Raw genomic sequence first — 20,205 nt, forward strand, 5'->3', positions numbered from 1 at the left:
GTCTTTCCCTTCTGTGCATATCGGAGATATAGGATTACGGGTTAGAAAGACCAAGGTTGGCTCGCAGGGTGTCGCCCGCGTACTCGTGCCGGAACAGGCCACGGCGGCGCAGGATCGGCACCACGTGGTCAACGAACAGGTCGAGCTGGCCGGGCAGGCCGGACGGGCCGAGGATGAAGCCGTCGGCGGCCCGGCCGGTGAACCAGCGCTCGATCTCGTCGGCGACCTTCTCCGGTGAGCCGGCGACCCGGGCGCCGAAGGCGGTGACCGTGCGGAACAGGAACTCGCGCACGGTCGGGGTGCCCTGGGTGGCCAGCGCTCGATAGCCGGCCAGCGCGGTCTGATGCGTCTCGGTGGACGCCGCAAAAGCTTCCAAGGGGACCGGACCATCCAGATCTGCGCCGGTCAGGTCGATGTCGACCTCCTGCAGCCAGCCGATCTGGTACTCCGGGATGAACTGCTCGAAGACCGTCTGCTCGTGTCGGGCCGCCTCCTCCTCGGTGGAGCCGACGATGAAGCCCAGCGACGGCGTGACCAGCGGCAACGTCTCCCGGCCGGATTCGCGTGCCGCCGCGTGCACCTGCGACACGAAGGTCCGGCCGCGGTCGAAGTCGCCCTGTCCGGTGAAGATGACCTCGGCGTGGCGGGCCGCGAAGGCACGACCGGTGGTGGACGAGCCGGCCTGGAAGATCACCGGGCGGCCCTGACGCGACGGGGCGGCACCGAGCGGTCCCCGTACGGTGAAGAACTCGCCCTTGTGGTTCGGCACTTGAATTTTGGCCCGGTCGTTGTAGACGCCGGCCGCCCGGTCCTCGACGACGGTGTCGGCACCCCAGGAATTCCAGAGCTTGTGGACGACGTCGATGGTCTCCTCGGCGACCCGGTACCGCTCGTCGTGGGCCAGCACGCCGTTGTCGCCGAAGTTGGCCGCCGCGGCCTCGGCGAAGCTGGTCACCACGTTCCAGCCGGCCCGGCCGCCGCTGAGGTGGTCGAGCGAGATCAGCTGGCGGGCCAGGTGGTAGGGCGCCTGGAAGGTGGCCGAACCGGTGACCACCAGGCCGAGCCGCTCGGTCTCCCGGGACAGCGCCGCGGTGGTGGTGAACGGCTCGAAGTCCTCGGTCGACTTGTGCGCCCAGGCCGCCTCGGGCCCGTAGTTGAGGGTGTCGGCGAAGAAGATGGCGTCGAAGGTGCCGCGCTCGGCGGTCTTGGCCGTCGCGATCAGCGAGTCGAGCACCGCGGCGGGCCCGTTGACAACGCCGGGATAGCGCCACGAGCTGCCGAAACGCGGGTTGCCGAGAACGAGAAGGTGCAGTTGACGGGTCATCGTGGAGCTCCGGGGTGGTCGCTGGGGAGTCGGGGGCCGCCGCCGAAGATCGCTTCGCGGATCGTGCCCGTCGTTGCGGCGTCGCGAGTGCGGCCGCGTCGCCGCAGTTCGGGGATCAGGTGCTCGGCGAGGTCGTCGAAGCTGCCCGGGGTGATCAGGTAGACGAAGTTGAAGCCGTCCACGCCGGTCTTGGCGGCGTACGCCTCGAGCGCGTCGGCGACCGCGGTGGCGCTGCCGACCAGCACCTCTCCGCCGAAGCCGCTGAGCCCGTCGACGTAGTCGCGCAGGGTCAGGCCGGGGTCGCCGGCGGTGGCCAGGACCGAGCGGCTGGCGTCGGTCTCGAACTGGTGGATCGGCCGGTCCAGGTCGTAGCCGGACCAGTCGACGCCGCTCAGCGCCGAGAGCAGGACCAGGCCACCCCGGGTGTCCCGGAAGCGGCGCAGGTCGGCCGCCTTCGCCTCGGCGGCGGCGTCGGTGCGATCCACGACCACGGTGACCGAGGTGAGGAACTTCAAATTGGACGGCTTCCGGCCGGCCGCCACCGCCTGGGCGCGGATGTCGTCGATGTTGCGCCGCAACACCTCGGGCCGGGGGTCGGTCACGAAGACCACCTCGGCGTTGCGGGCCGCGAACGCCCGGCCGGCCGGTGACGTGCCGGCCTGCAGCAGCAGCGGGGTGCGCTGCGGGGACGGCTCGACCAGGTGGGCGCCGGGCACCGAGAAGTACTTCCCGGCGTGGCCGATGTCGTGGACCTTGTCCGGGTCGGCGAAGATGCCGTTCCGCACCACCGCGTCGTCCTCCCAGGACTGTTCCCACAGCTTGTAGGTGACCTCGAGGAACTCCTGGGCGATCGCGTACCGCTCGTCGTGCCCGATCTGCCGGTCCCGGGCGATGATGTTGCGGGCCGCGCTGTCCAGCAGCGAGGTGACCACGTTCCAGCCGATCCGGCCGCCGGTCAGGTGGTCGAGGGTGCTGAACTTGCGGGCCAGCAGGTAGGGATGCTCGTACGTCGTGGAGACGGTGATGCCGAAGCCGAGCCGCTCGGTCACCGCCGCCATCGCCGAGACGACCAGCAGCGGGTCGGTGACCGGGGTCTGCACGCCGTGCGCGAGGGCCGCGCGGGCGTTGCCGCCGAACACGTCGAGCTGGCCGACAGCGTCGGCGATGAACAGCAGGTCGAACCCGCCGGTGTCGAGCCGCCGGGCCAGGTCGGTCCAGTAGGACAGCTTCGTGTACTCGCTGGTCCGGTCGGCCGGATGCCGCCACAGGCCGGCGTTGCCGTGCGACACCGTCGACATGGTGAAGGCGGAGAGAATCAACGGATCCATTTAAAAGACCGTCCCGGCGTACGGGTGGGAAGCGGTCCCGAAGAGTGCGTCGGCGCGGCGTACCGCCTCTGGTGTGTGCGCGACCACCCGGCCGGCCGCGGCCAGGTGCCGCCATCGGGTGCCGCCGAGATAGGCGGCGGCGAGGGTGGCCACGTCTACCGTGAGGTCCGGATCAGAATTTGTCAGATTTGTTTGCTTTGCGCTGACTTCGTAACTGCCGTTGTTGGCCGGCAACACCGCGTCCCGCACCTCGATCACCACCGGGTCGTCGCTGTCGTAAGTGCGCGCCCGCAGCGCCGCCTCGACGTCGACCAGCCGCAACCAGGTCTCGTCGTGAGCCGGGCCGAGAGCGACCGACCGCCGGTCGAGGACCGCGAGCGGCAGCACGTCGTCCAGCGCCAGCGAGTCGAACGCCACCACGTCGACCAGGTCGAGCGCGAGCAGATGCCGCCACAGCCCGGCCCGCGCGTTGTCGTTGAGCGCCACGAAGTCGCTGACCGTCACCACCTTCTCCGGGCTGGTGAACCAGCCGCCGGTGTTCTCCGGCCGGTAGATCGCGTAGCCGTCGTCGACCCCGTCGGTGCGGTGCACGACCACGTAGTGGCTTGTCGAGTCGGCGTCCCGGAGGATCTGGGCGAGCCGCCACCAGCCGTCCGGCCGGTGGATCGCGCCGGTCCAGGCCGCCTGCCGGTAGATGCCGTCGAGCAGCTCGGAGGTGACTCCCCCGTCGACAAGCCGCACCTCGCCGCCGGCCGCGACCTCGGCGCGCAGCGTCGCCCGCTTCAGGGTGACCCGGGCCGACTGCGCCGAGCTGGCGACGCCGTAGCCGAACCGCTCGTAGATGACCGCCTCGGAGGCGCGCAGCGAGGCGACCACCTCACCGCGGGCGGCGACGTCGCGCAGCTGCCGGGTGATCAGGTCGCGGACGATGCCGCGCCGCCGATGCGTCGGAAGAACCCCGACGTGGGTGACGGCCGCGTGCGGCACGCGCGCGCCGCCGGGGACGACCAACCAGCTGGTGTACGAGTCGGCGCCGCCGACGATCTGCCCGGAGTCCAGGGCACCCAGGTAGCGTCCGGGCTCGGTGAGTTCGGCCGCGTCCAGGTCGCGGAACGGCAGGCCGACCATGGCCCGCAGGAAGACCCGGAACGCGGCGCCGACCTCGTCCGGCCCGTTCAGCGGCCGGATCTGAATGTCGCCGCTCATGGCAGCACCCGGACTGCGAACTTGCCGATGACGTCGAGGATGGCGTCGGTGTTCGGCGGGTGCAGGCTGCCGGTGCGCACGTCCCGGTAGAGCCGCTCGAGCTCGTTGCTGCGGCTCACCGACGAGGCGCCGACCACCTGGGTGGCGATGTCCACCACCCGGCGGGCCGTGGTGGTGGTGAACTCCTTGACGCTGAACAGCCGGGGCGTCCACCACTCGCCGTGGTCGGTGGCGGCGTCCAGGTCTTCGGTGGCCCGTTCCAGCAGCGACCAGGCGGCGTCGAGCAGGATCTCGGCCTCGGCCAGCTGGCGCTGCACGGCCGGCTTGTCGGCGTGCCGCTGCCCGGGCAGGGCGAGCGAGGTGCGGGCCTGGGCGTTCAGCTCGGCCAGGTCGAGGGCCCGGCGGGCGATCCCGAAGTACACGTTGGAGACCAGCGGGATGTACCACTGCAGGATCCCGGTGACGTACGGCGGGTAGGGCTCGCCGATCTCGGAGATCCCGACGACCCGGCCGGCCGGCACGTGCACGTTGTCCAGGACGGTGTCGTCGCTGGCGGTGGCCCGTACCCCGAGGGCATCCCAGGTCTTCTCGGTGGAGACACCCTTTGCGGTGCGGTCGACGAACAGGTGCACGATCTTCGGGTGCGCGGGGTCGGTGTCGTCGCGGGCGTGGATACCCAGGTGGTCCCAGACCGGGGACAGCGAGGTGAAGGTTTTGCGACCGGTCACCACGTACGATCCGTCGGCCTGCCGGACCGCCTGGGTGAGCGAGTCGTCCAGGCCCAGGTCGTTGCCGCGTTCGCCGTGCCCGGCCGCGAGCACCTGGCCGTCGGCGACGGCCCGCAGCAACCAGCCCAGGTTTTCCCCGCCGGACGCGGCCAGCGCGGTGGCCGGCCCGGTCCAGTACAGGTGCATGTTGATGGCCAGCGCGGTGGCCGGCGCCCAGTAGGCGAGCCGGCGCTGCTCGCGGGCCAGCGCGGCGAAGCCGAGCCCGCCGCCGCCCAGCTCGACCGGCAGGGCGGCCCGGAGGTAGCCGCGTTCGCGCAGGTCGGCGAGGTCCTCGTCGAAGAACAGGTTGTCCCGGTCGTACTTGGCGGCCCGCTCGTGGAAGCGGTGGTAGTCCTGGTCGCTGAAGTAGGCCGACGGTTCGGCCTTCTCGAACAGCGGCGATGTGGAGCTGGCGATCGTGTCGGTGGTCATGCTCCGGCTCCCTCCGTGGTTGTTTTCTCCGTGGTGGTTTTCTCCGGGGTGACGAGGCCGCGGCGGCGCAGTTCGGCGCCGGCGCCCTCGGCGAAGTGGTACGCCTCCTCCAGATGCGGTTGTCCGGAGAGGATGAAGTGGTCGATGCCGAGGTCGTGGTACTCGGCGATGCGGTCGGCGACCTCGGTGTGGCTGCCCACGATCGCGGTGCCGGCCCCGCCCCGGACCAGGCCGTAACCGGCCCAGACGTTCGGGTAGATCTCCAGGTTGCGGCGGTCACCGCCGTGCAGGGCGAGCATCCGCTGCTGGCCGACCGACTCGGTGGCGGCCAGGTCGCGCTGGGTCTGCTCGATCCGGGCGTCGTCGATCCGTTCGATCAGCCGGTTCGCCTCGGCCCAGGCCAGCTCGGAGGTGTCCCGGCTGAGCACGTGGAACCGGATGCCGAAGGACACCGTCCGGCCGGCCTCGGCGGCCAGCTTGCGCACCCGGGCGAGCCGCTCGGCGATCTGCGGCGGCGTCTCGCCCCAGGCCAGGTAGGTGTCGACGGTGCGCGCCGCCACGCGCTCCGCCGACGGACTCGCGCCACCGAAGAAGATCGCCGGTGGCTGGTAGGGCTCGAACGGGATCCTCGCCTGCTCGATGTCGTAGTGCTTACCGTGGAAGTCGAACGGCTCGGTGGCGCCGCTGACCCCGCGCAGCACGGTGAGGAACTCCTCGGTCCGGGCGTACCGCTGGTCGTGGTCGAGGTGGTCACCGAACCGGCGCTGCTCCACCGAGTCGCCGCCGGTGACCACGTTGAGCAGCAGCCGCCCGCCGGACACCCGCTGGAAGGTGGCGGCCTGGTGGGCGGCCAGGGTTGGCGAGATCAGCCCGGGCCGGAACGCCACCAGGAACTTCAGCCGGCTGGTCAGCGCGGACAGCGCGGCCGTGGTGATCCAGGCGTCCTCGCACCAGGTGCCGGTGGGCGTCAGGACCGCCTCGAAGCCGAGCTGCTCGGCGGCCCGGGCGACGCCGCTGAGGTAGTCGATCGACGGTTTCCGGAAACCGTCCCGGAGCAGCGTCTTCTGCGAGCCGTCGCCGGAGCCGACGATGTCCCGGTTGTCGCCGTTGGTGGGCAGGTACCAGTGCAGGTGAATGGTCATGGAAATCAGACTGCCTTGAGGACGAAGTCCCGTACGGCGTTGATCGCCACCCCGGCCGCGTTGAGGCGGGACGCGAGCCGGCTGAACTGGCCGGAGTGCTCTCCGCCGCCGTGCAGGAAGAGGAACGCGGCGACCGGCTCGTCCACCTCCCACGCGCGGTAGTAGAGGCGGGCATCAGAACTGTCGAAGAACGGCATGGTCAGCTCGCCCGGTGGGTGCCGTGGACGGCGTCGAGGATGCCCAATTCGGCCAGGCGTTCCTGCTCGGCCTCGGAGAGGGTCTGGATCGAGCCGATCCGGGCGGCGATCTCCGGCTTGGTCGCCCGCAGCTGCAGGAACCGCAGCAGACCGATCAGGAGAAGACCGATGAAGACGTACGGCAAGAATTTGTACGCGCCGTCCGGGACCGGGATCAGGTTCTTGTAGATCACATAGAGGATGCCGAACGCGGCCAGCACCGCGACCACCACGACCTTCGGGGTCAGCGCCTTGATCCGGCGCAGCCACAGTGGAGTCGCGATCGCCACCAGCAGGTAGGCGAACAGGTAGGCGTAACTGGAGACGATGCCGACGTAGACGTCCCACTGGAACCGGCCGACCGAGTTCACCGTGCCGATCAGGCCGATGATGAAGCCGACGATGCTGACGAAGGCGATCGCCACGTGCGGCGTGCGGAACGAGGTGTGCACCCGGCCGAGCGCGCCGGGCAGGGCCTTCTCCCGGGCCAGGGTGAACAGGCTGCGCGCCCCGGAGTTGATGACGGCGGCCGAGAACACGATCATCGCGGTGCCGAGCGAGAGCGTGACGACGTAGGTGACCCAGTGGACGCCCGCGTTCTCCGCCACCACCGGCAGCGGCGTGCTGTCCGCGTCCAGCAGCTTCGGCCCCTGGAAGCCGAGGACCTCCGGGTAGGTGGCGAACAGGTACAGCGCGGACAGGATGATGACCAGCCGCAATACTGCCCGGGACACGCTGCGGTGCGCGTCGCGCGCCTCGTGGCCGAGGGAGGCCGAGCTCTCGAAGCCGGCGTACGACCCGACGGCGGTGACCGCGGCGATCAGGGTGGTGCTGGCGCTCAGGTGACTGAGGCTGAACTGCTCGGTGTCGAGGTGCGCGCCATAGTGGATGTACGAGGCGATCAGCACCACGAAGATCGCCACCAGCGACACCACCTCGAAGCCCAGCCCCCACTTGACCGACAGGCTGACCCCGCGGAACGGCAGGTAGAAAGCCGCCGCCGAGGCGAGCACGAGCAGCAGGATCTTGATCGCCAGGTGGTCGGTGTGCAGGCCGATCTCCTGCAGGAACGCGTTGAAGTACAGCACCGCGCCGAGCACGCCACCGGCCGCGAAGCCGATGTAGCCGAGGATCAGGGCCCAGCCGGTGACGAACGCGGCCACCGGGCCGAGCCCGTTGCCGGCGTAGGTGCCGAGCGATCCGGAGGAGACGGTCCGCCGGGCCTGGAACGCGATGAGGGCGGCGATGAGGTAGACGAGGGCGCCGCCGACGATCGCGGCCCAGAAGGCGCCCTTGCCGGCGACCAGGTAGAGGGAGCCGGGCACGCCGGCGATGGCGACGCTGGGCGCGGCGGCGGCCAGCCCCTGGGCGAAGACACCCAGGCCGGAGACGGCTCCGGCGGGCAGTTCACCCCCGTCGGCGGGGGCGGCGGGTCTGGTGGTCAGAGTGGATTCATCGGTGGTCATGGCGGGGGGCCTTTCGGGAGCGGTGCGGGCACGGCGAGGCCACGGCACGGCAACGTGTCGTTCGGTGGGCAGGCCTCAGTTACGCCGGGCGATCAGTCCGGCGTGCGGGATGCGGAGATGTCGGGGGTGTCAGAACCCGGGACAGCGACCACGGGAACCGGCGTGACGACCCTGGTCGAGGTATCGCCGGCTGACGAGGTGAGCGGTCTGGGACACGGGATCACGCTAACAGAAAGCCTATGGGACTACTAGGGATTAGAATGCCGTGATCATCAGGTGAGACACCCGGTTACAACCCCGCAACACCTGCGAATTCCACTATCTCCTGGCCAGCTCGCGGCCGAACGCGGCCCAGCGCAGCGGGGTGCCGGCGTCGCGGAGCAGAGCCGCGATGGCCTCGCCCGACTGCGGGCGGTGGAACAGGAAGCCCTGTCCGAGGTAGCAGCCCATCTCCAGCAGGCGCCTGGTCTGCGCGATCGTCTCGATGCCCTCGGCCACCACGTGCATGCCGAAGGCGTGACCCAGCCGCACCACGGCCTCGGCGATGGCGTACGCCTTCGGATCCTCGTCGATGCCGGTGACGAACGACCGGTCGATCTTGAGGATGCTGACCGGCAGGCGGCGCAGGTAGCTCAGCGCCGCGTAACCGGTGCCGAAGTCGTCGACGGCGATCCGGATGCCCATCTCGCGCAGCGCGGTCAGCCGGGCCACGGTGGCCTCGTCCGGCTGCAGCACCACGCTCTCGGTCAGCTCCAGGATCAGCCGCTTCGCCGGGAAGCCGGTGTCGGCCAGGATGCCGCGAACGATCTCGACCAGGCCGGTCTGAGCCGCCTGCTGCGGGGACAGGTTGACGCTGAGCAGTATGTCGGCCGCGGCCGGGATGGTCGCCCGCCACTCGGCGGCCTGGCGGCACGCCTCGCGCAGCACCCACTCGCCGACCCCGACGATCGCGCCGGTCTCCTCGGCCAGGTCGATGAAGGCGTCCGGCATGAGCAGGCCGCGCTGCGGGTGGTTCCAGCGCACCAGCGCCTCGACCGCGACCACCCGGTCCTCGGCGAAGTCGGCGGCCGGCTGGAAATGCACCACCAGCTCGTTGTTCTCCACCGCCCGGCGCAGCTCGGCGTCCCGGGCGCGGGTGTCCAGCTCGGCGGTGAACAGCTGGTAGCGGCCGCGACCGGCGCGCTTGGCCGCGTACATCGCGGTGTCGGCGTGGGCGAGCAGCTCGTCGCCGTCGCGGGCGGTGCCGTCGTGGTACGCCACCCCGATGCTGGCCTCCACGGCCAGCAGCACGTCGCCGAAGATCACCGGGGTGCGCAGCGCCTCGACCAGCCGCTGGGCGACCGTCTCGGCGGCCTCCCGGTCGGGCAGGTTCGGCAGGACGACGGCGAACTCGTCGCCGCCGATCCGGCCGGCGGTGTCACCGGACCGGATCGCCGCCCGCAGCGCGGTGGCGACCGCGGTCAGCACGGCGTCGCCGGCCTCGTGCCCGTACGCGTCGTTGATCGGCTTGAACAGGTCGAGGTCGATCAGCAGCACCGCGCCGAGCCGGTCCGCTCGCGGCGGCTGCCCGGCCAGGTCGGCCAGGCGCTCGTTGACCAGGGCCCGGTTGGCCAGGCCGGTGAGCGGGTCGGTGACCGCCAGCCGGCGGTTCTCGCGCAGCGCGTACATCTGCCGGACGATGATCAGGAAGGTCAGCACGATGGCGCCGACGATCACCCCGCCGAGCGGGTACAGGTCGACCTCCAGCGCCAGGAAACCGAGCAGGGCGTAGGCGAGCACGCCGGCGGCGTACGGAAGGAAGTTAATCTTGCCGCGAGTGGCCCGCTTGGGCTGCGGCCGGCTCCGCTCCCGGAAGGAGCGGTAGGTGGCCACCACATACAGGTAGTTTCCGGCCATCCAGAAAACGTCCGGCCACATACCGCCGCTGAACTCGGCGTGCAGGTTGAGGTAGGAGTAGGCGACGTCGGCGACCACACACACCGCGACCGCCCCGACCAGCAGCAGCACCGACCCCGACCCGGCCGAACGGCGCAGCAGCACGGTGGCCAGTGCGAGGATCAGCAGCAGGTCCCCGACCGGGATCATGGCGCCGAAGACCAGCGGGTAGCTGACCTCTCCGCCGGCCGGCAGGAGTGGGCCAAGCACCAGGTACCAGAACACCATGAAGGCGCCGGCGACCACGATGAGCGAGTCGATCAGCAGCTTGTGCCGCTCCAGCCGGGTGCGCAGGGCGCCCGGCATCAACAGCAGACCGGCGAACATGAACGGGACGAACGCCAAGAACCAGTAGTCGGCGAAGGCCGGGTACGCCGGGTCGCCGAGAATCGCGTCCTCGACGAACCAGGAGATCTCGGCGACGACCTGGCAGAAGTACGCCACGGTGATGAACATCCAGGCGCGCCGGCTACGGCGGTCGAGCCCGCTGCCGCGCCGCACGAGTCGCAGCCCGAGCAGCGCGGCGACCGCCATGAGTGGGATGTGTGTGGCGTCCGTGACCAGCCGCCGGGTGAAGTCGTCGCCGATGCCGCCGAGCCAGAACACCCCGTAGGCGAACAGCATCGCCCCGGAGCCCAGGACGGATACCCGGGCCAGCCGCTCGCCGAGTCCCGGCTTCGTCGTCATATGGTTCGGTTCGGCGATCCCGGTGTTCGCGTGAGTAGTAGCACTCAACAACATCGTTGCGGCCGGGGAGCAGATCCCGGAGGTCGCTTCGTGGCGCCCCGGCCGGGCCGAAGCTGAACGTGTGCCGAAGATTTCCAGGTCTGTCGCCCTGCTCGTGCTGCTCACCGTGCTGAGCGTCGCGGGACAAACCGTCGGCTTCTTCGACCTCGCCGCCCGGCCGTGGATCACCGTCGTCATGATCATCTCGCTCGACCTGATCGGCGCGATCTACAGCTGGAAGGCGTCCTCCCGGCCCGGCATGAACCGGACCGCGTGGCGGCTCATCGCGGCCGGCCGGATCGGCTCGATCGTCACGTTCGCGCTGTACTCCGGCGCGGTCACCACCGGCAGTGAGCTCCTCGGCGGCACCATGATGCTGTCCCGCACGGCGATGTACACCTGTTTCACCCTGGGTGCGCTGATCGCCGGGATCCACGGCCTGCGCCGCCGGGCCCGCTCGGCGCTGATCGCCGAGATCATCACCGTGCTCGCGGCCGGCTTCATGATCATCTGGTACGTGGCCATCGAGCCCGTCCTCGAGGACACCAAGCCCTCCCTCGAATGGCTCGGCACCATCGGCTGGCCGCTCGGCGACCTGCTCCTGCTGGCCGCCGTCGCCTCGATCGTGCTGCGCGGCGCGGCGGCCCGGTTCTCCACCCCGATCGTCGTCTTCACCCTCGGCATGGGCGTCTACGCCATCGCCGACATCTACCTCACCCGCACCGCCGCCACCGGCGCCCAGTCCGGCAACATGGTCGCCGGCTGGATCATCATCACCGCCAGCCTGCTGCTCGACGCGGCGCCGATCCTCGCACTCGACTCGACCGACCTGGCCCAGCGGCCGCGCACCGGCAAGGCCCCGGCCTGGGCGACCCACCTGCCGATGTACGCCATGGTCTGCGGCGGCCTGGTGATGCTGGCGGTCACCGTGCTCGAACGCGCGTTCCTGCCCTGGGGCGGCCTGGTGATCGGGCTCAGCGTGATGACCTGCGCCGCCGCCGCCCGGCAGATGATCTCGCTGCGCGAGAGCCGGCAGCTGCTGATCACCGACTCGCTCACCGGCCTGGCCAACCGGGCCGGCTTCGACGACGCCCTCGACCGGGCCCTCGTGCGCGGCGAGAACCCGGCCGTCCTGCTCCTCGACCTGGACGGCTTCAAGCTGGTCAACGACGCGTACGGGCACGCCGCCGGGGACACCTTCCTGATCCACGTCGGCCACCAGCTGCGCGGCGGCGTCCGGGGCAAGAACACCATCGCCCGAATCGGCGGCGACGAGTTCGCCATCCTGCTCACCGAGATCACCGCCGACAGCCAGGCCGCGGCCGTCTGCAAGCGGCTCCTGGACCGGATGGCCGCGAACCCGATCACCCTCGACGACGACCTCATCCCGGTCCGGGCCAGCATCGGCGCCGCCCGCTACGAGGCCGGCATCGACGACAAGACCCTGCTGCGCCGGGCCGACGTGGCGATGTACCAGAGCAAGCGGGCCGGCAGCCACGGGCACACCGTCTACCAGCCCGGCATGGTCGACCGCCGCTCGGCCGACGCCGCCCTGGCCGACGACCTCGCGCACGCGCTCGACCACGACGAGCTGTACGTGCTCTTCCAGCCGATCGTCGACACCGCGACCGGCCGGACCCTGGGCGCCGAGGCCCTGCTGCGCTGGGAGCACCCCACCCGCGGCCCGATCGGCCCGGACAAGTTCATCCCGGTCGCCGAACGCACCGGCGTGATCATCCCGGTCGGCCTGTGGGTGCTCGAACAGGCCCTGGCCCAGGTCGGCACGCTCGGCGCGGACCGCTACATCAGCGTGAACCTGTCCCCGCGCCAGCTGCGCGAGCCCACCATCGTGCACGACGTGCTGGCCGCCCTGAACCGCACCGGCGTGCCGGCCACCCGCCTGGTCCTGGAGGTGACCGAGTCGGCCCTGGTCGACGACGACAGCGGCATCGCGGCGCTGCACCAGCTCCGCAGCCACGGCGTACGCATAGCGGTCGACGACTTCGGCACCGGCTACTCGTCCCTGCAGTACCTGACCCGCCTGCCGGTCGACATCCTCAAAATCGACCGCAGCTTCGTGGCAACCATGGACGGCACCCCGTCCGGCGCCGCTGTAGCCACCGCCATCATCTACCTGGCGAACGTCCTCAACATGCGCACGATCGCCGAGGGCATCGAAACCACCGAACAGGCCGAGGAGCTGCGCGCCCTGGGCTGCGAGACCGGCCAGGGCTACCTGTACGCCAAGCCACTCACCCCGGACGCCCTGTTGTCCCGACTGTCAGCCTCGCTCGGCTAGGACCACCAGGGCGACCCGGGCCGGGGGCGGAAGCTCGGCCGGGGCGGGTGCGGCGCGGAACGCCTCCAGGGCCAAGGCCGACAGGCGTCGGGCGGCGGCGGGGCGGATCTCCGGTGGGGCCGAGGCCAGGCCGCGGCCGGCCATCAGCACCAGGATCAGGTCGTCCAGGACGATGTCGGGGCGCAGGGCGCCGGCCTCCCGCGCGCGCCGGCACAGGTCGGCCAGGGCGTGCAGCATGCCCGCGCGGTGGGCGGTGAAATCAACCGCGCCGGGGTACGACGTGACGAACGCGTCCACGAAGCCCTGGTTATGGGCATTCAGTTCGGTGATGCCGCGGACCACCGCGCACAGGCCGCGCCACGGGTCGGGGTCGGCGCAGCCGTCGTGCACGATCGTGGCGCACTGGTGCAGCTCGTCGGTGAAGGCCGCGTCGATGAGGTCCTGTTTCGTGGGGAACCGGCGGTAGAGCGTGGCCGGGCCGACCTCGGCGCGGCGGGCGATCTCGCGCATCGGCACCTCCAGGCCGCGCTCGGAGAACAGCTCGCGGGCCGCTTCCAGGAGGCGGTCGCGGTTGTCGCGGGCGTCGGCGCGCAGCTTCTGAGGCAAAAGGTCGGCCATGGGCTCTCACTTTAGCCAAGTGGACGGGGGCGTCCGCTACCGTCGCGAGCATGAAGGCAGTGAGTATTCAGACGTTCGGCGACCCCTCCGGGATGGCCGTGATCGACGTTCCGGACCCGTCGCCGGGGCCGGGACAGGTGCTCGTGCAGACCGTGGCGATCGGGGTCGGCGGGGTCGACGCGGTGGTCCGGCGGGGCACGCTCGGCGGCTACGGGTTCACCGAGGGCCACATCCCGGGCAGTGAGGTGGCCGGGCGGGTGATCGCGGTCGGCGACGACGTCGACGCCGCCTGGATCGGGCGCCGGGTGTGGGCGTTCACCGGGGTCGGCGGCGCCTACGCCGAGCTGGCGGTGGCCCGGATCGCGGACGTGACCGCGCTGCCGGACGCTCTCTCCTCGATCGACGCGGTGACGCTCGGCAGCGCCGGGCCGGTGGCGCACTTCGCGCTCGCCCACGCCCGGTTCACCGCGGGCGATTCGCTGCTGATCCGGGGTGCGGCCGGCAGCATCGGGATCCTGGCGGTGCAGCTCGCCGGCTCCGGCCCGATCGCGGTGACGACCTCCTCCCCCTCGCGGGGCGAGCGCCTCCGGAAGCTGGGTGCCACGGTCGTTCTCGACCGGGACGGAAACGGCGTCGGGCCGGCCGAGTACGACGTCGTCCTCGACATCGTCGGCGGGCCGGGCCTGCCGTCGTTCGTCGACCGGCTCGCCGACAACGGCCGGCTGGTCTCGGTCGGGGTCGTCGGCGGCTATCCGCCGGCCGACTTCGGGATGGCGTTCCTGCGCTCGTTCCAGCGGTCCCGCTCGTTCGCGACGTTCAGCCTCAACACCGTGCCCGAGGAGACCCGGAACCAGGTTCGGGCGTCGATCTTCGCCGACCCGCCGGAGGCTGTGGTGCACGACGTGCTCCCGCTCGCCGAGGCCGCCGGCGCGCACCGCCGGATGGACGCCGGTGAGGTGTTCGGCCGGATCGTGCTGACCACTGGGGCCAACTGACAGTTCCTCCCAGCTCACCCCGAAGCCGTCATACCGTGTCGGGGTGAGCGTGGGCGACGAGATCCGGGACTTCCTGCTTGCCCGGCGCGCGCGGATCACCCCCGAGCGGGCCGGGCTGCCGTCGCACGGCGAGCGGCGGGTCACCGGGCTGCGCCGGGAAGAGGTGGCTCAGCTCGCCGGGGTCAGCACCGAGTACTACGCCCGGCTCGAACGGGGCAGCGCCCGGGGCGTCTCGGACGCGGTGCTGGCGGCGCTGGCCCGGGCGCTGCAGCTCGACGAGGCCGAGCGCGGGCACCTGTTCAACCTGGTGCACGCGGCCAACGCCAGGCCGCTTTCACGTCGCACTGGTTTACTGCGGCCCGAGACACTGCGGCTCCTCGACGCGATGGCCACCGCCCCGGCGTACATCTGGAACGGTCGTCTCGATGTGATCGAGGCCAACGCCCTCGGCCGGGCCCTGTTCGCGCCGATGTTCGACACCCCCGGCGTGGTCAACCAGGCACGTTTCCTCTTCCTCGACCCGCGGGCGGACGACTTCTTCCCGGACCGGACGGATCTCGCGCACGACGCCGTCACCGTGCTGCGCACCGAGGCCGGCCGCGACCCGTACGACGAGGCCCTCGCCGACCTGGTGCAGGACCTGTCCGGGCGCAGCCGTGAGTTCCGGGCGATGTGGGCCGCGCACGACGTCGGCTACCGGCGGGCCGGGGTGAAGCGGTTCCGGCACCCGGTCGTCGGGCCGCTGACCGTCACGTTCGAGTCGCTCGCCATCGTCACCAACCCCGATCTGCGGCTCACGGCGGGCACCGCCGAGCCGGGTTCCCCCTCCGAACAGGCGTTGCGGCTGCTCGGCAGCTGGACCGTCACCTGACGAAAGGCACACCCCTTGAGCTCCACCGCACTGCTCGTGATGGACGTCCAGAACGCCGTCGTGCATCGCTACCCCGACCCCGACTATCTGCCCCGGCTGGCCTCCGCCATCGCGACCGCCCGGGCTGCCGGGGTCCCGGTCATCTACGTGGGGGTCGGCTTCCGGCCGGGCTTCCCCGAGGTCAGCCCGCGCAACAAGATGTTCGGCCCGATGGCCGGCCGAGCCGGTGGCGGCAACGACGACCAGGCGATGGCGATCCACGCCGACGTGGCCCCGGCCGACGGCGACGCGATCGTCACCAAGCGCCGGGTCTCCGCGTTCGCCGGCAGCGACCTCGATGTGCTGCTGCGCGCCCGGGAGATCGACCACCTGGTGCTGACCGGCATCGCGACCAGCGGGGTCGTGCTGTCCACCCTGCGGCAGGCCGCCGACCTGGACTTCCGGCTCACCGTGCTGTCCGACGGCTGCCTCGACGCCGATCCCGAGGTGCACCGGGTGCTGGTCGAGAAGGTCTTCCCGGCGCAGGCCGACGTGCACACCATCGCCGAGTGGGAGCCGAAAGTTTCGAACGGTTGACAGCAAAGTTTCGGAAACTTACGTTGAAGCCGGTCCGTAACTATTAGGAAAGGCCCGACGATGCTCCATGTGGCGACGACCGGATCCGACAACGCCGATGGAAGCGAGGGCCGGCCGTTCCGCACGATCAACCAGGCCGCGGCCGTCGCTCAGCCCGGGGACACGGTGGTCGTGCACGCCGGTGAATACCGCGAGTGGGTCACCCCGGCCCGGGGTGGCCTAAGCGACTCCCGGCGGATCACCTACACCGCCGCCGACGGCGAGCACGTGGTGATCAAGGGCTCGGAGCAGGTGACCGGCTGGGAGTCCGACGGTGGCGACGTGTGGCGGGTCAGCGTGCCCAACTCGCTGTTCGGCGACTTCAACCCGTTCGCCGAGGAGGTCGGCGGCGACTGGATCGTCTACGCCAAGGGCGCCCCGCACAAGCACCTGGGTGACGTCTACCTCAACGGCCTGAGCTTCTACGAGGTCGGCTCGCGCGACGAGGTCGCCTCCGCGACGGAACGGACCGAGGTCGTCGACGACTGGACCGCGGTCACCGTTCCGGTCACGAACGTCGCGCAGACCGGATATGTCTGGTTCGCGGAGGTCGGTGCCGAGGAGACGACGATCTGGGCGAACTTCCGGGGTGCCGACCCCAACGCTTCGCTGGTCGAGATCAACGTGCGCCGGTCGGTCTTCTACCCGCTCGTGCCGCACCTCGACTACATCACCGTGCGCGGCTTCGAGCTCGCCCAGGCCGCGTCGCCGTGGACGCCGCCGACCGCCGACCAGCCCGGCCTGATCGGCCCGAACTGGGCCAAGGGCTGGATCATCGAGGACAACGACATCCACGACGCCAAGTGCTCGGCGATCTCGATCGGCAAGGAAGCCTCGACCGGCCACAACTTCGCCACCCTGCGCGGCGACAAGCCCGGTTACCAGTACCAGCTCGAGTCGGTGTTCATCGCCCGGCAGCTCGGCTGGGACAAGGAGCACATCGGCTCGCACATCATCCGCCGCAACACCATCCACGACTGCGGGCAGAACGGCATCGTCGGCCACCTGGGCTGCGTGTTCTCCACGATCGAGGACAACCACATCTACAACATCGCGACCAAGCGCGAGTTCTACGGGTACGAGATCGGCGGCATCAAGCTGCACGCGGCGATCGACGTGACGATCCGGCACAACAACATCCACGACTGCTCGCTGGGCACCTGGCTGGACTGGCAGACCCAGGGCACCCGGATCACCCGCAACGTCTTCCACGGCAACAGCCGCGACCTGTTCATCGAGGTCAGCCACGGCCCGTTCCTGGTCGACCACAACATCCTCGGCTCGACCGCGTCGTTCGAGTCGTTCAGCCAGGGCGGCGCGTTCGTCGGCAACCTGTTCGCCGGCACGGTGTGGCTGCAGGCGGTGCCGGACCGGGCCACCCCGTACCACCGGCCGCACAGCACCCAGGTCGCCGGTTACGCGGTGATCTGGGGCGGCGACGACCGCTACCTCGGCAACCTCTTCCTGGGTGGCGACGTCACCAAGGCGTACGGCCACGGCGGCAACTACACCGGCGAGCCGGCGTACCACGGCCTGTCCGGCTACAACGGCTTCCCGGCCTCGTTCGCCGAGTACCTCGCCCAGGTCAACTCGCAGGAGGGCGACCACCAGCGCTTCCTCAACGTCAAGCAGGCCGTCTACGCCGGCGGCAACGTGTTCGCGGGCGGCGCCGAGCCGTTCGACGGGGAGCCAGACCCGCTGGTGCTCGGCGACGCGACCGTCACCGTGACCCGGGACGGCGACGAGGTGTGGCTGGAGACCGACCTTCCGGCCGGCTTCGACCAGGCCCGCCTCGCCCCGGTGTCCGGCCGCGACCTGGAACGCGTCCGCTTCGCCGACGCCGACTTCGAGGAGCCGGACGGCAGCCCGGCGCAGATCGGGACCGACCTGGTGGGTGCCGCCCGGGACGAGACGTCGGCGGCCGGCCCGCTGGCCGCTTTGGCATCGGGCCGTCAGCGCGTACGCGTCTGGTGATCCCAGTCGGCCAGGTCGGCGGCCGCCGCGAAGGTTGATCGGAGGAAGGCGCCCAGGACCGCATCCGGGTCCGGGGCGCCGGCCACCGACTCGTACGGCAGCAGGTATTCGCCCATCGCCCGGTCGTAGTAGGCGCCCTCCGGGAGGCCGTCCAGGTCGGCGTACCCCGCCGGCTCCGGATAGGCGTACGCGTAGAAGGCACCCTCATCGCCGCCACCCGGCCAGAAACCGCAGCTGGCCAGCTCGTGCGAATAGCCCTCGCGCATCACCGAGGGCGGGCAGTTCGGCGCGCCGCCGGGATGCGGCGGGGCGATCCGGCCGGAGAAGCGGCTGTACGCGAGGTCCATCGCGCCCCAGAAGAAGTGCACCGGGCTGGCCTTGCCGTAGAACTCGGTGCGCAATCCACTCATCGCCCGCTCGGCCCGGAGCAGTTGACGCCAGAATTTCTGGGCCGCTTCCGGGTCGTACGCCGCATGGGTGTTGTCCTCGGCGAAGGGAATGGCGTTCTCGACCTCGTTGGGGACCGCGTGGATGCTTGTCGGCACGCCCAGCTCGGTCAGCGCCGCCATGGTCTGCGCGTAGAACTCCGCGACCGGCTTGGCCACCAGCGCCACCGACCGGGACCGGCCGTCGGTGGTGCGCAGGCGCAGCTGATGGTCGACGAAGTCGAACTCGGCGTCGAACGCCCCGTCACCGTGCGGCACCGCGGTCGTGGTCAGCCCGCGGGCGCTCGGGTAAAGGGTGACGTGCCACCAGTGGTTGACCGGCGCGGCGTGCGCCATCCGGACCTTCCCCACGATCTGCGCCCACATGTGCAGCGTGTCCCGCGTATCGGTCCAGTCCGCCACGCGCAGGCGCGGCCACTCCAGCTGTTCATTCACCGAGCAAAGCTAGCGCGGTATCCCCAAACGTTCGCCGGGTCGGTCTCGCGGTGGACGCTGGTCGGCGGGGCGGGGTTTCAGGTGTATCGCCTACTTGTCTAACGCCTATATGCGGGCGCATACTTGGCGCATGCCTAGACGTCGGGATGTAGGAGCAGACCGGGTGGTGCACCGCACCGCCCGCCTCGGACTACGCCTGACCCACGCCCAACCACAACGATGCTTCGGCCTACTCCGTTCGGCCGGGGGTGTGTGGGCGTGTGTTCTGGAGATCAGCGCCTGGCGGCGCCGTCGCGGTGACCCGCCACAGGCGGGCTATCAGCAGTGGTGCCGCCTGTTGGCCCAGTCGGGTCCTGGCACCTTCGGGGAACTCGACACCACCGGCGCCCGATCAGTACTACGCCGTTATGCCGATGCCTGGTTTGCCGCCGCCGCCCGCCGTAAAGCCGGCGCATCCGAGGTGCGTTACCCGCGGCGCCGGCAAGGGTTGATTCCCGTCCGCTGGCATCACGGCACCTTCACTATGACTGGACGAACCCTGCGCCTACCAACCGCCCACGGCTGCCCACCACTACAGATCCGCCTGGACCGGCCAGTCCCTTACCCTGCCGACACAATCCGGTCGGTGACCTTGCTGCTCGCCGACGGCCGCCTGCACATCGACGTCACCGCGGAACTCCCGACCGCCTCCTACCCGCCCGGCCAGCAACCCGACCCCGACCGGATCGCCGGGGTCGATCTCGGGATCATCCACCCGTTCGCCGTCACCACCCCAGACAACGCAGACGCTCTGCTGGTGTCCGGGCGCGCTGTCCGCGCCGAACACCGCCTGCATCTCGCCGACACCAAAGGCCGCAACCGGGCCACCGCAGCCCGCGCCCCTGCCAAGGGCCAGCGCGGATCCCGGCGGTGGCGTAAAACCCGCCGCCAGGCACGCCTTGTCGAGGGCCGGCACCGGCGGCGGGTGCGTCAGGCTCTGCATGAAGCCGCCACCACCGTGATCAGGTGGGCGGTCGACCGGCGCATCGGAACCCTGACCGTCGGTGACCCACGCGGAGTCCTCGACCGGTCGACGGGGCATCGGCACAACCTGCGGCTACGGCAATGGCAGATCGGCCGCACCCTGCAAATCCTGCAGGACAAAGCCACCCCACCCGTTCCCACGGGTGGGGTGGTCACGCACCGTCGAGCCGGACAACACCTCCCCGGTGTCGGCACGGCACGGCGTGACCCCCGCCGCCGACCACCATGGCCAGCAGCGGCAGGGTCCCTTGGCCGGCGGAGGCCCGCCCTAACCACCCTGGTAGGGAGTCGCTCGCTCACCTCTGTGACCGAGGATCCACAAACACACCGGAACCAACCCGGCGAACGTTTGCGGACACCGCACTAG

The 20,205-nt window shown here is 70.6% G+C and carries 16 protein-coding genes; 6 read left to right on the top strand and 10 right to left on the bottom strand.

The features are described 5' to 3' along the window. Window positions 1-34: 34 nt before the first annotated feature. The 8 genes from Ate02nite_RS33705 to Ate02nite_RS33740 form a co-directional block, all read right to left on the bottom strand. The gene (locus tag Ate02nite_RS33705) at window positions 35-1,324 is read right to left on the bottom strand and encodes an NtaA/DmoA family FMN-dependent monooxygenase (protein ID WP_203811910.1); all 1,290 of its coding nucleotides are present in this window, start codon (window positions 1,322-1,324) and stop codon (window positions 35-37) included. Continuing rightward, window positions 1,321-2,652, bottom strand: a complete 1,332-nt coding sequence (locus Ate02nite_RS33710; protein ID WP_203811911.1) for an LLM class flavin-dependent oxidoreductase — start codon at window positions 2,650-2,652, stop codon at window positions 1,321-1,323. The genes Ate02nite_RS33705 and Ate02nite_RS33710 overlap by 4 nt, the downstream gene beginning before the upstream one ends. Further along, on the bottom strand, window positions 2,653-3,858 hold the full coding sequence (locus Ate02nite_RS33715) for a GNAT family N-acetyltransferase (RefSeq protein WP_203811912.1): 1,206 nt from the start codon (window positions 3,856-3,858) through the stop codon (window positions 2,653-2,655). Further along, the gene (locus Ate02nite_RS33720) at window positions 3,855-5,057 is read right to left on the bottom strand and encodes an acyl-CoA dehydrogenase family protein (RefSeq protein ID WP_203811913.1); all 1,203 of its coding nucleotides are present in this window, start codon (window positions 5,055-5,057) and stop codon (window positions 3,855-3,857) included. Before Ate02nite_RS33720 ends, Ate02nite_RS33715 begins: the two co-directional genes overlap by 4 nt. Further along, window positions 5,054-6,199: an LLM class flavin-dependent oxidoreductase gene (locus tag Ate02nite_RS33725; RefSeq protein WP_203811914.1), complete on the bottom strand. Its 1,146-nt coding sequence runs from the start codon at window positions 6,197-6,199 to the stop codon at window positions 5,054-5,056. Before Ate02nite_RS33725 ends, Ate02nite_RS33720 begins: the two co-directional genes overlap by 4 nt. Before the next feature lie 5 nt (window positions 6,200-6,204). Then, a complete protein-coding gene (locus tag Ate02nite_RS33730) occupies window positions 6,205-6,396 on the bottom strand; it encodes an alpha/beta fold hydrolase (protein ID WP_203811915.1) in 192 nt (63 codons plus the stop codon). A 2-nt stretch (window positions 6,397-6,398) separates the two neighbouring features. Continuing rightward, on the bottom strand, window positions 6,399-7,901 hold the full coding sequence (locus tag Ate02nite_RS33735; RefSeq protein WP_203811916.1) for an APC family permease: 1,503 nt from the start codon (window positions 7,899-7,901) through the stop codon (window positions 6,399-6,401). 318 nt (window positions 7,902-8,219) lie between these two features. Next, entirely contained in the window at window positions 8,220-10,523 is a 2,304-nt protein-coding gene (locus Ate02nite_RS33740) for a putative bifunctional diguanylate cyclase/phosphodiesterase (RefSeq protein ID WP_203811917.1), read from the bottom strand. Window positions 10,524-10,644: 121 nt separating this feature from the next. Here Ate02nite_RS33740 and Ate02nite_RS33745 point away from each other — a divergent pair, with 121 nt between their 5' ends. Beyond that, window positions 10,645-12,861 carry a putative bifunctional diguanylate cyclase/phosphodiesterase gene (locus Ate02nite_RS33745; RefSeq protein ID WP_203811918.1) on the top strand — a complete coding sequence of 739 codons (2,217 nt, stop codon included), beginning with the start codon at window positions 10,645-10,647 and terminating at the stop codon, window positions 12,859-12,861. Here the strand turns inward: Ate02nite_RS33745 and Ate02nite_RS49570 are convergent. Next, the gene (locus tag Ate02nite_RS49570; RefSeq protein ID WP_203811919.1) at window positions 12,844-13,479 is read right to left on the bottom strand and encodes a TetR/AcrR family transcriptional regulator; all 636 of its coding nucleotides are present in this window, start codon (window positions 13,477-13,479) and stop codon (window positions 12,844-12,846) included. The genes Ate02nite_RS33745 and Ate02nite_RS49570 overlap by 18 nt on opposite strands. Before the next feature lie 50 nt (window positions 13,480-13,529). On the opposite strand from Ate02nite_RS49570, the gene Ate02nite_RS33755 reads away from it, so the two are divergent. Genes Ate02nite_RS33755 through Ate02nite_RS33770 form a run of 4 tightly spaced genes read left to right on the top strand, consistent with a single transcriptional unit; the run spans window position 13,530 to window position 17,934 of the window. Further along, window positions 13,530-14,474 carry a zinc-binding dehydrogenase gene (locus Ate02nite_RS33755; RefSeq protein WP_203811920.1) on the top strand — a complete coding sequence of 315 codons (945 nt, stop codon included), beginning with the start codon at window positions 13,530-13,532 and terminating at the stop codon, window positions 14,472-14,474. A 43-nt stretch (window positions 14,475-14,517) separates the two neighbouring features. Then, window positions 14,518-15,345, top strand: a complete 828-nt coding sequence (locus Ate02nite_RS33760) for a helix-turn-helix transcriptional regulator (protein WP_203811921.1) — start codon at window positions 14,518-14,520, stop codon at window positions 15,343-15,345. A 15-nt stretch (window positions 15,346-15,360) separates the two neighbouring features. After that, window positions 15,361-15,921 (top strand): cysteine hydrolase family protein, encoded by a 561-nt coding sequence (locus tag Ate02nite_RS33765; protein WP_203811922.1) that lies wholly within the window; start codon window positions 15,361-15,363, stop codon window positions 15,919-15,921. A 60-nt stretch (window positions 15,922-15,981) separates the two neighbouring features. After that, window positions 15,982-17,934: a right-handed parallel beta-helix repeat-containing protein gene (locus tag Ate02nite_RS33770; protein ID WP_203811923.1), complete on the top strand. Its 1,953-nt coding sequence runs from the start codon at window positions 15,982-15,984 to the stop codon at window positions 17,932-17,934. Here the strand turns inward: Ate02nite_RS33770 and Ate02nite_RS33775 are convergent. Continuing rightward, complete coding sequence (locus Ate02nite_RS33775; protein WP_203811924.1) at window positions 17,913-18,815, bottom strand: DUF5996 family protein; 903 nt, start codon at window positions 18,813-18,815, stop codon at window positions 17,913-17,915. The genes Ate02nite_RS33770 and Ate02nite_RS33775 overlap by 22 nt on opposite strands. A gap of 523 nt (window positions 18,816-19,338) precedes the next feature. Here Ate02nite_RS33775 and Ate02nite_RS49880 point away from each other — a divergent pair. Beyond that, window positions 19,339-20,205, top strand: a complete 867-nt coding sequence (locus Ate02nite_RS49880; RefSeq protein WP_354264033.1) for a transposase — start codon at window positions 19,339-19,341, stop codon at window positions 20,203-20,205.

Origin of the sequence: Paractinoplanes tereljensis (genome assembly GCF_016862435.1) — a bacterium.
GTDB lineage: Bacteria > Actinomycetota > Actinomycetes > Mycobacteriales > Micromonosporaceae > Actinoplanes > Actinoplanes tereljensis.

Coding starts and splice junctions, on each gene's coding strand:
- Ate02nite_RS33705 (WP_203811910.1), bottom strand. CDS start 1,324: ATGACCCGTCAACTGCACCTTCTCGTTCTCGGCAACCCGCGTTTCGGC.
- Ate02nite_RS33710 (WP_203811911.1), bottom strand. CDS start 2,652: ATGGATCCGTTGATTCTCTCCGCCTTCACCATGTCGACGGTGTCGCAC.
- Ate02nite_RS33715 (WP_203811912.1), bottom strand. CDS start 3,858: ATGAGCGGCGACATTCAGATCCGGCCGCTGAACGGGCCGGACGAGGTC.
- Ate02nite_RS33720 (WP_203811913.1), bottom strand. CDS start 5,057: ATGACCACCGACACGATCGCCAGCTCCACATCGCCGCTGTTCGAGAAG.
- Ate02nite_RS33725 (WP_203811914.1), bottom strand. CDS start 6,199: ATGACCATTCACCTGCACTGGTACCTGCCCACCAACGGCGACAACCGG.
- Ate02nite_RS33730 (WP_203811915.1), bottom strand. CDS start 6,396: ATGCCGTTCTTCGACAGTTCTGATGCCCGCCTCTACTACCGCGCGTGG.
- Ate02nite_RS33735 (WP_203811916.1), bottom strand. CDS start 7,901: ATGACCACCGATGAATCCACTCTGACCACCAGACCCGCCGCCCCCGCC.
- Ate02nite_RS33740 (WP_203811917.1), bottom strand. CDS start 10,523: ATGACGACGAAGCCGGGACTCGGCGAGCGGCTGGCCCGGGTATCCGTC.
- Ate02nite_RS49570 (WP_203811919.1), bottom strand. CDS start 13,479: ATGGCCGACCTTTTGCCTCAGAAGCTGCGCGCCGACGCCCGCGACAAC.
- Ate02nite_RS33755 (WP_203811920.1), top strand. CDS start 13,530: ATGAAGGCAGTGAGTATTCAGACGTTCGGCGACCCCTCCGGGATGGCC.
- Ate02nite_RS33770 (WP_203811923.1), top strand. CDS start 15,982: ATGCTCCATGTGGCGACGACCGGATCCGACAACGCCGATGGAAGCGAG.
- Ate02nite_RS49880 (WP_354264033.1), top strand. CDS start 19,339: ATGACTGGACGAACCCTGCGCCTACCAACCGCCCACGGCTGCCCACCA.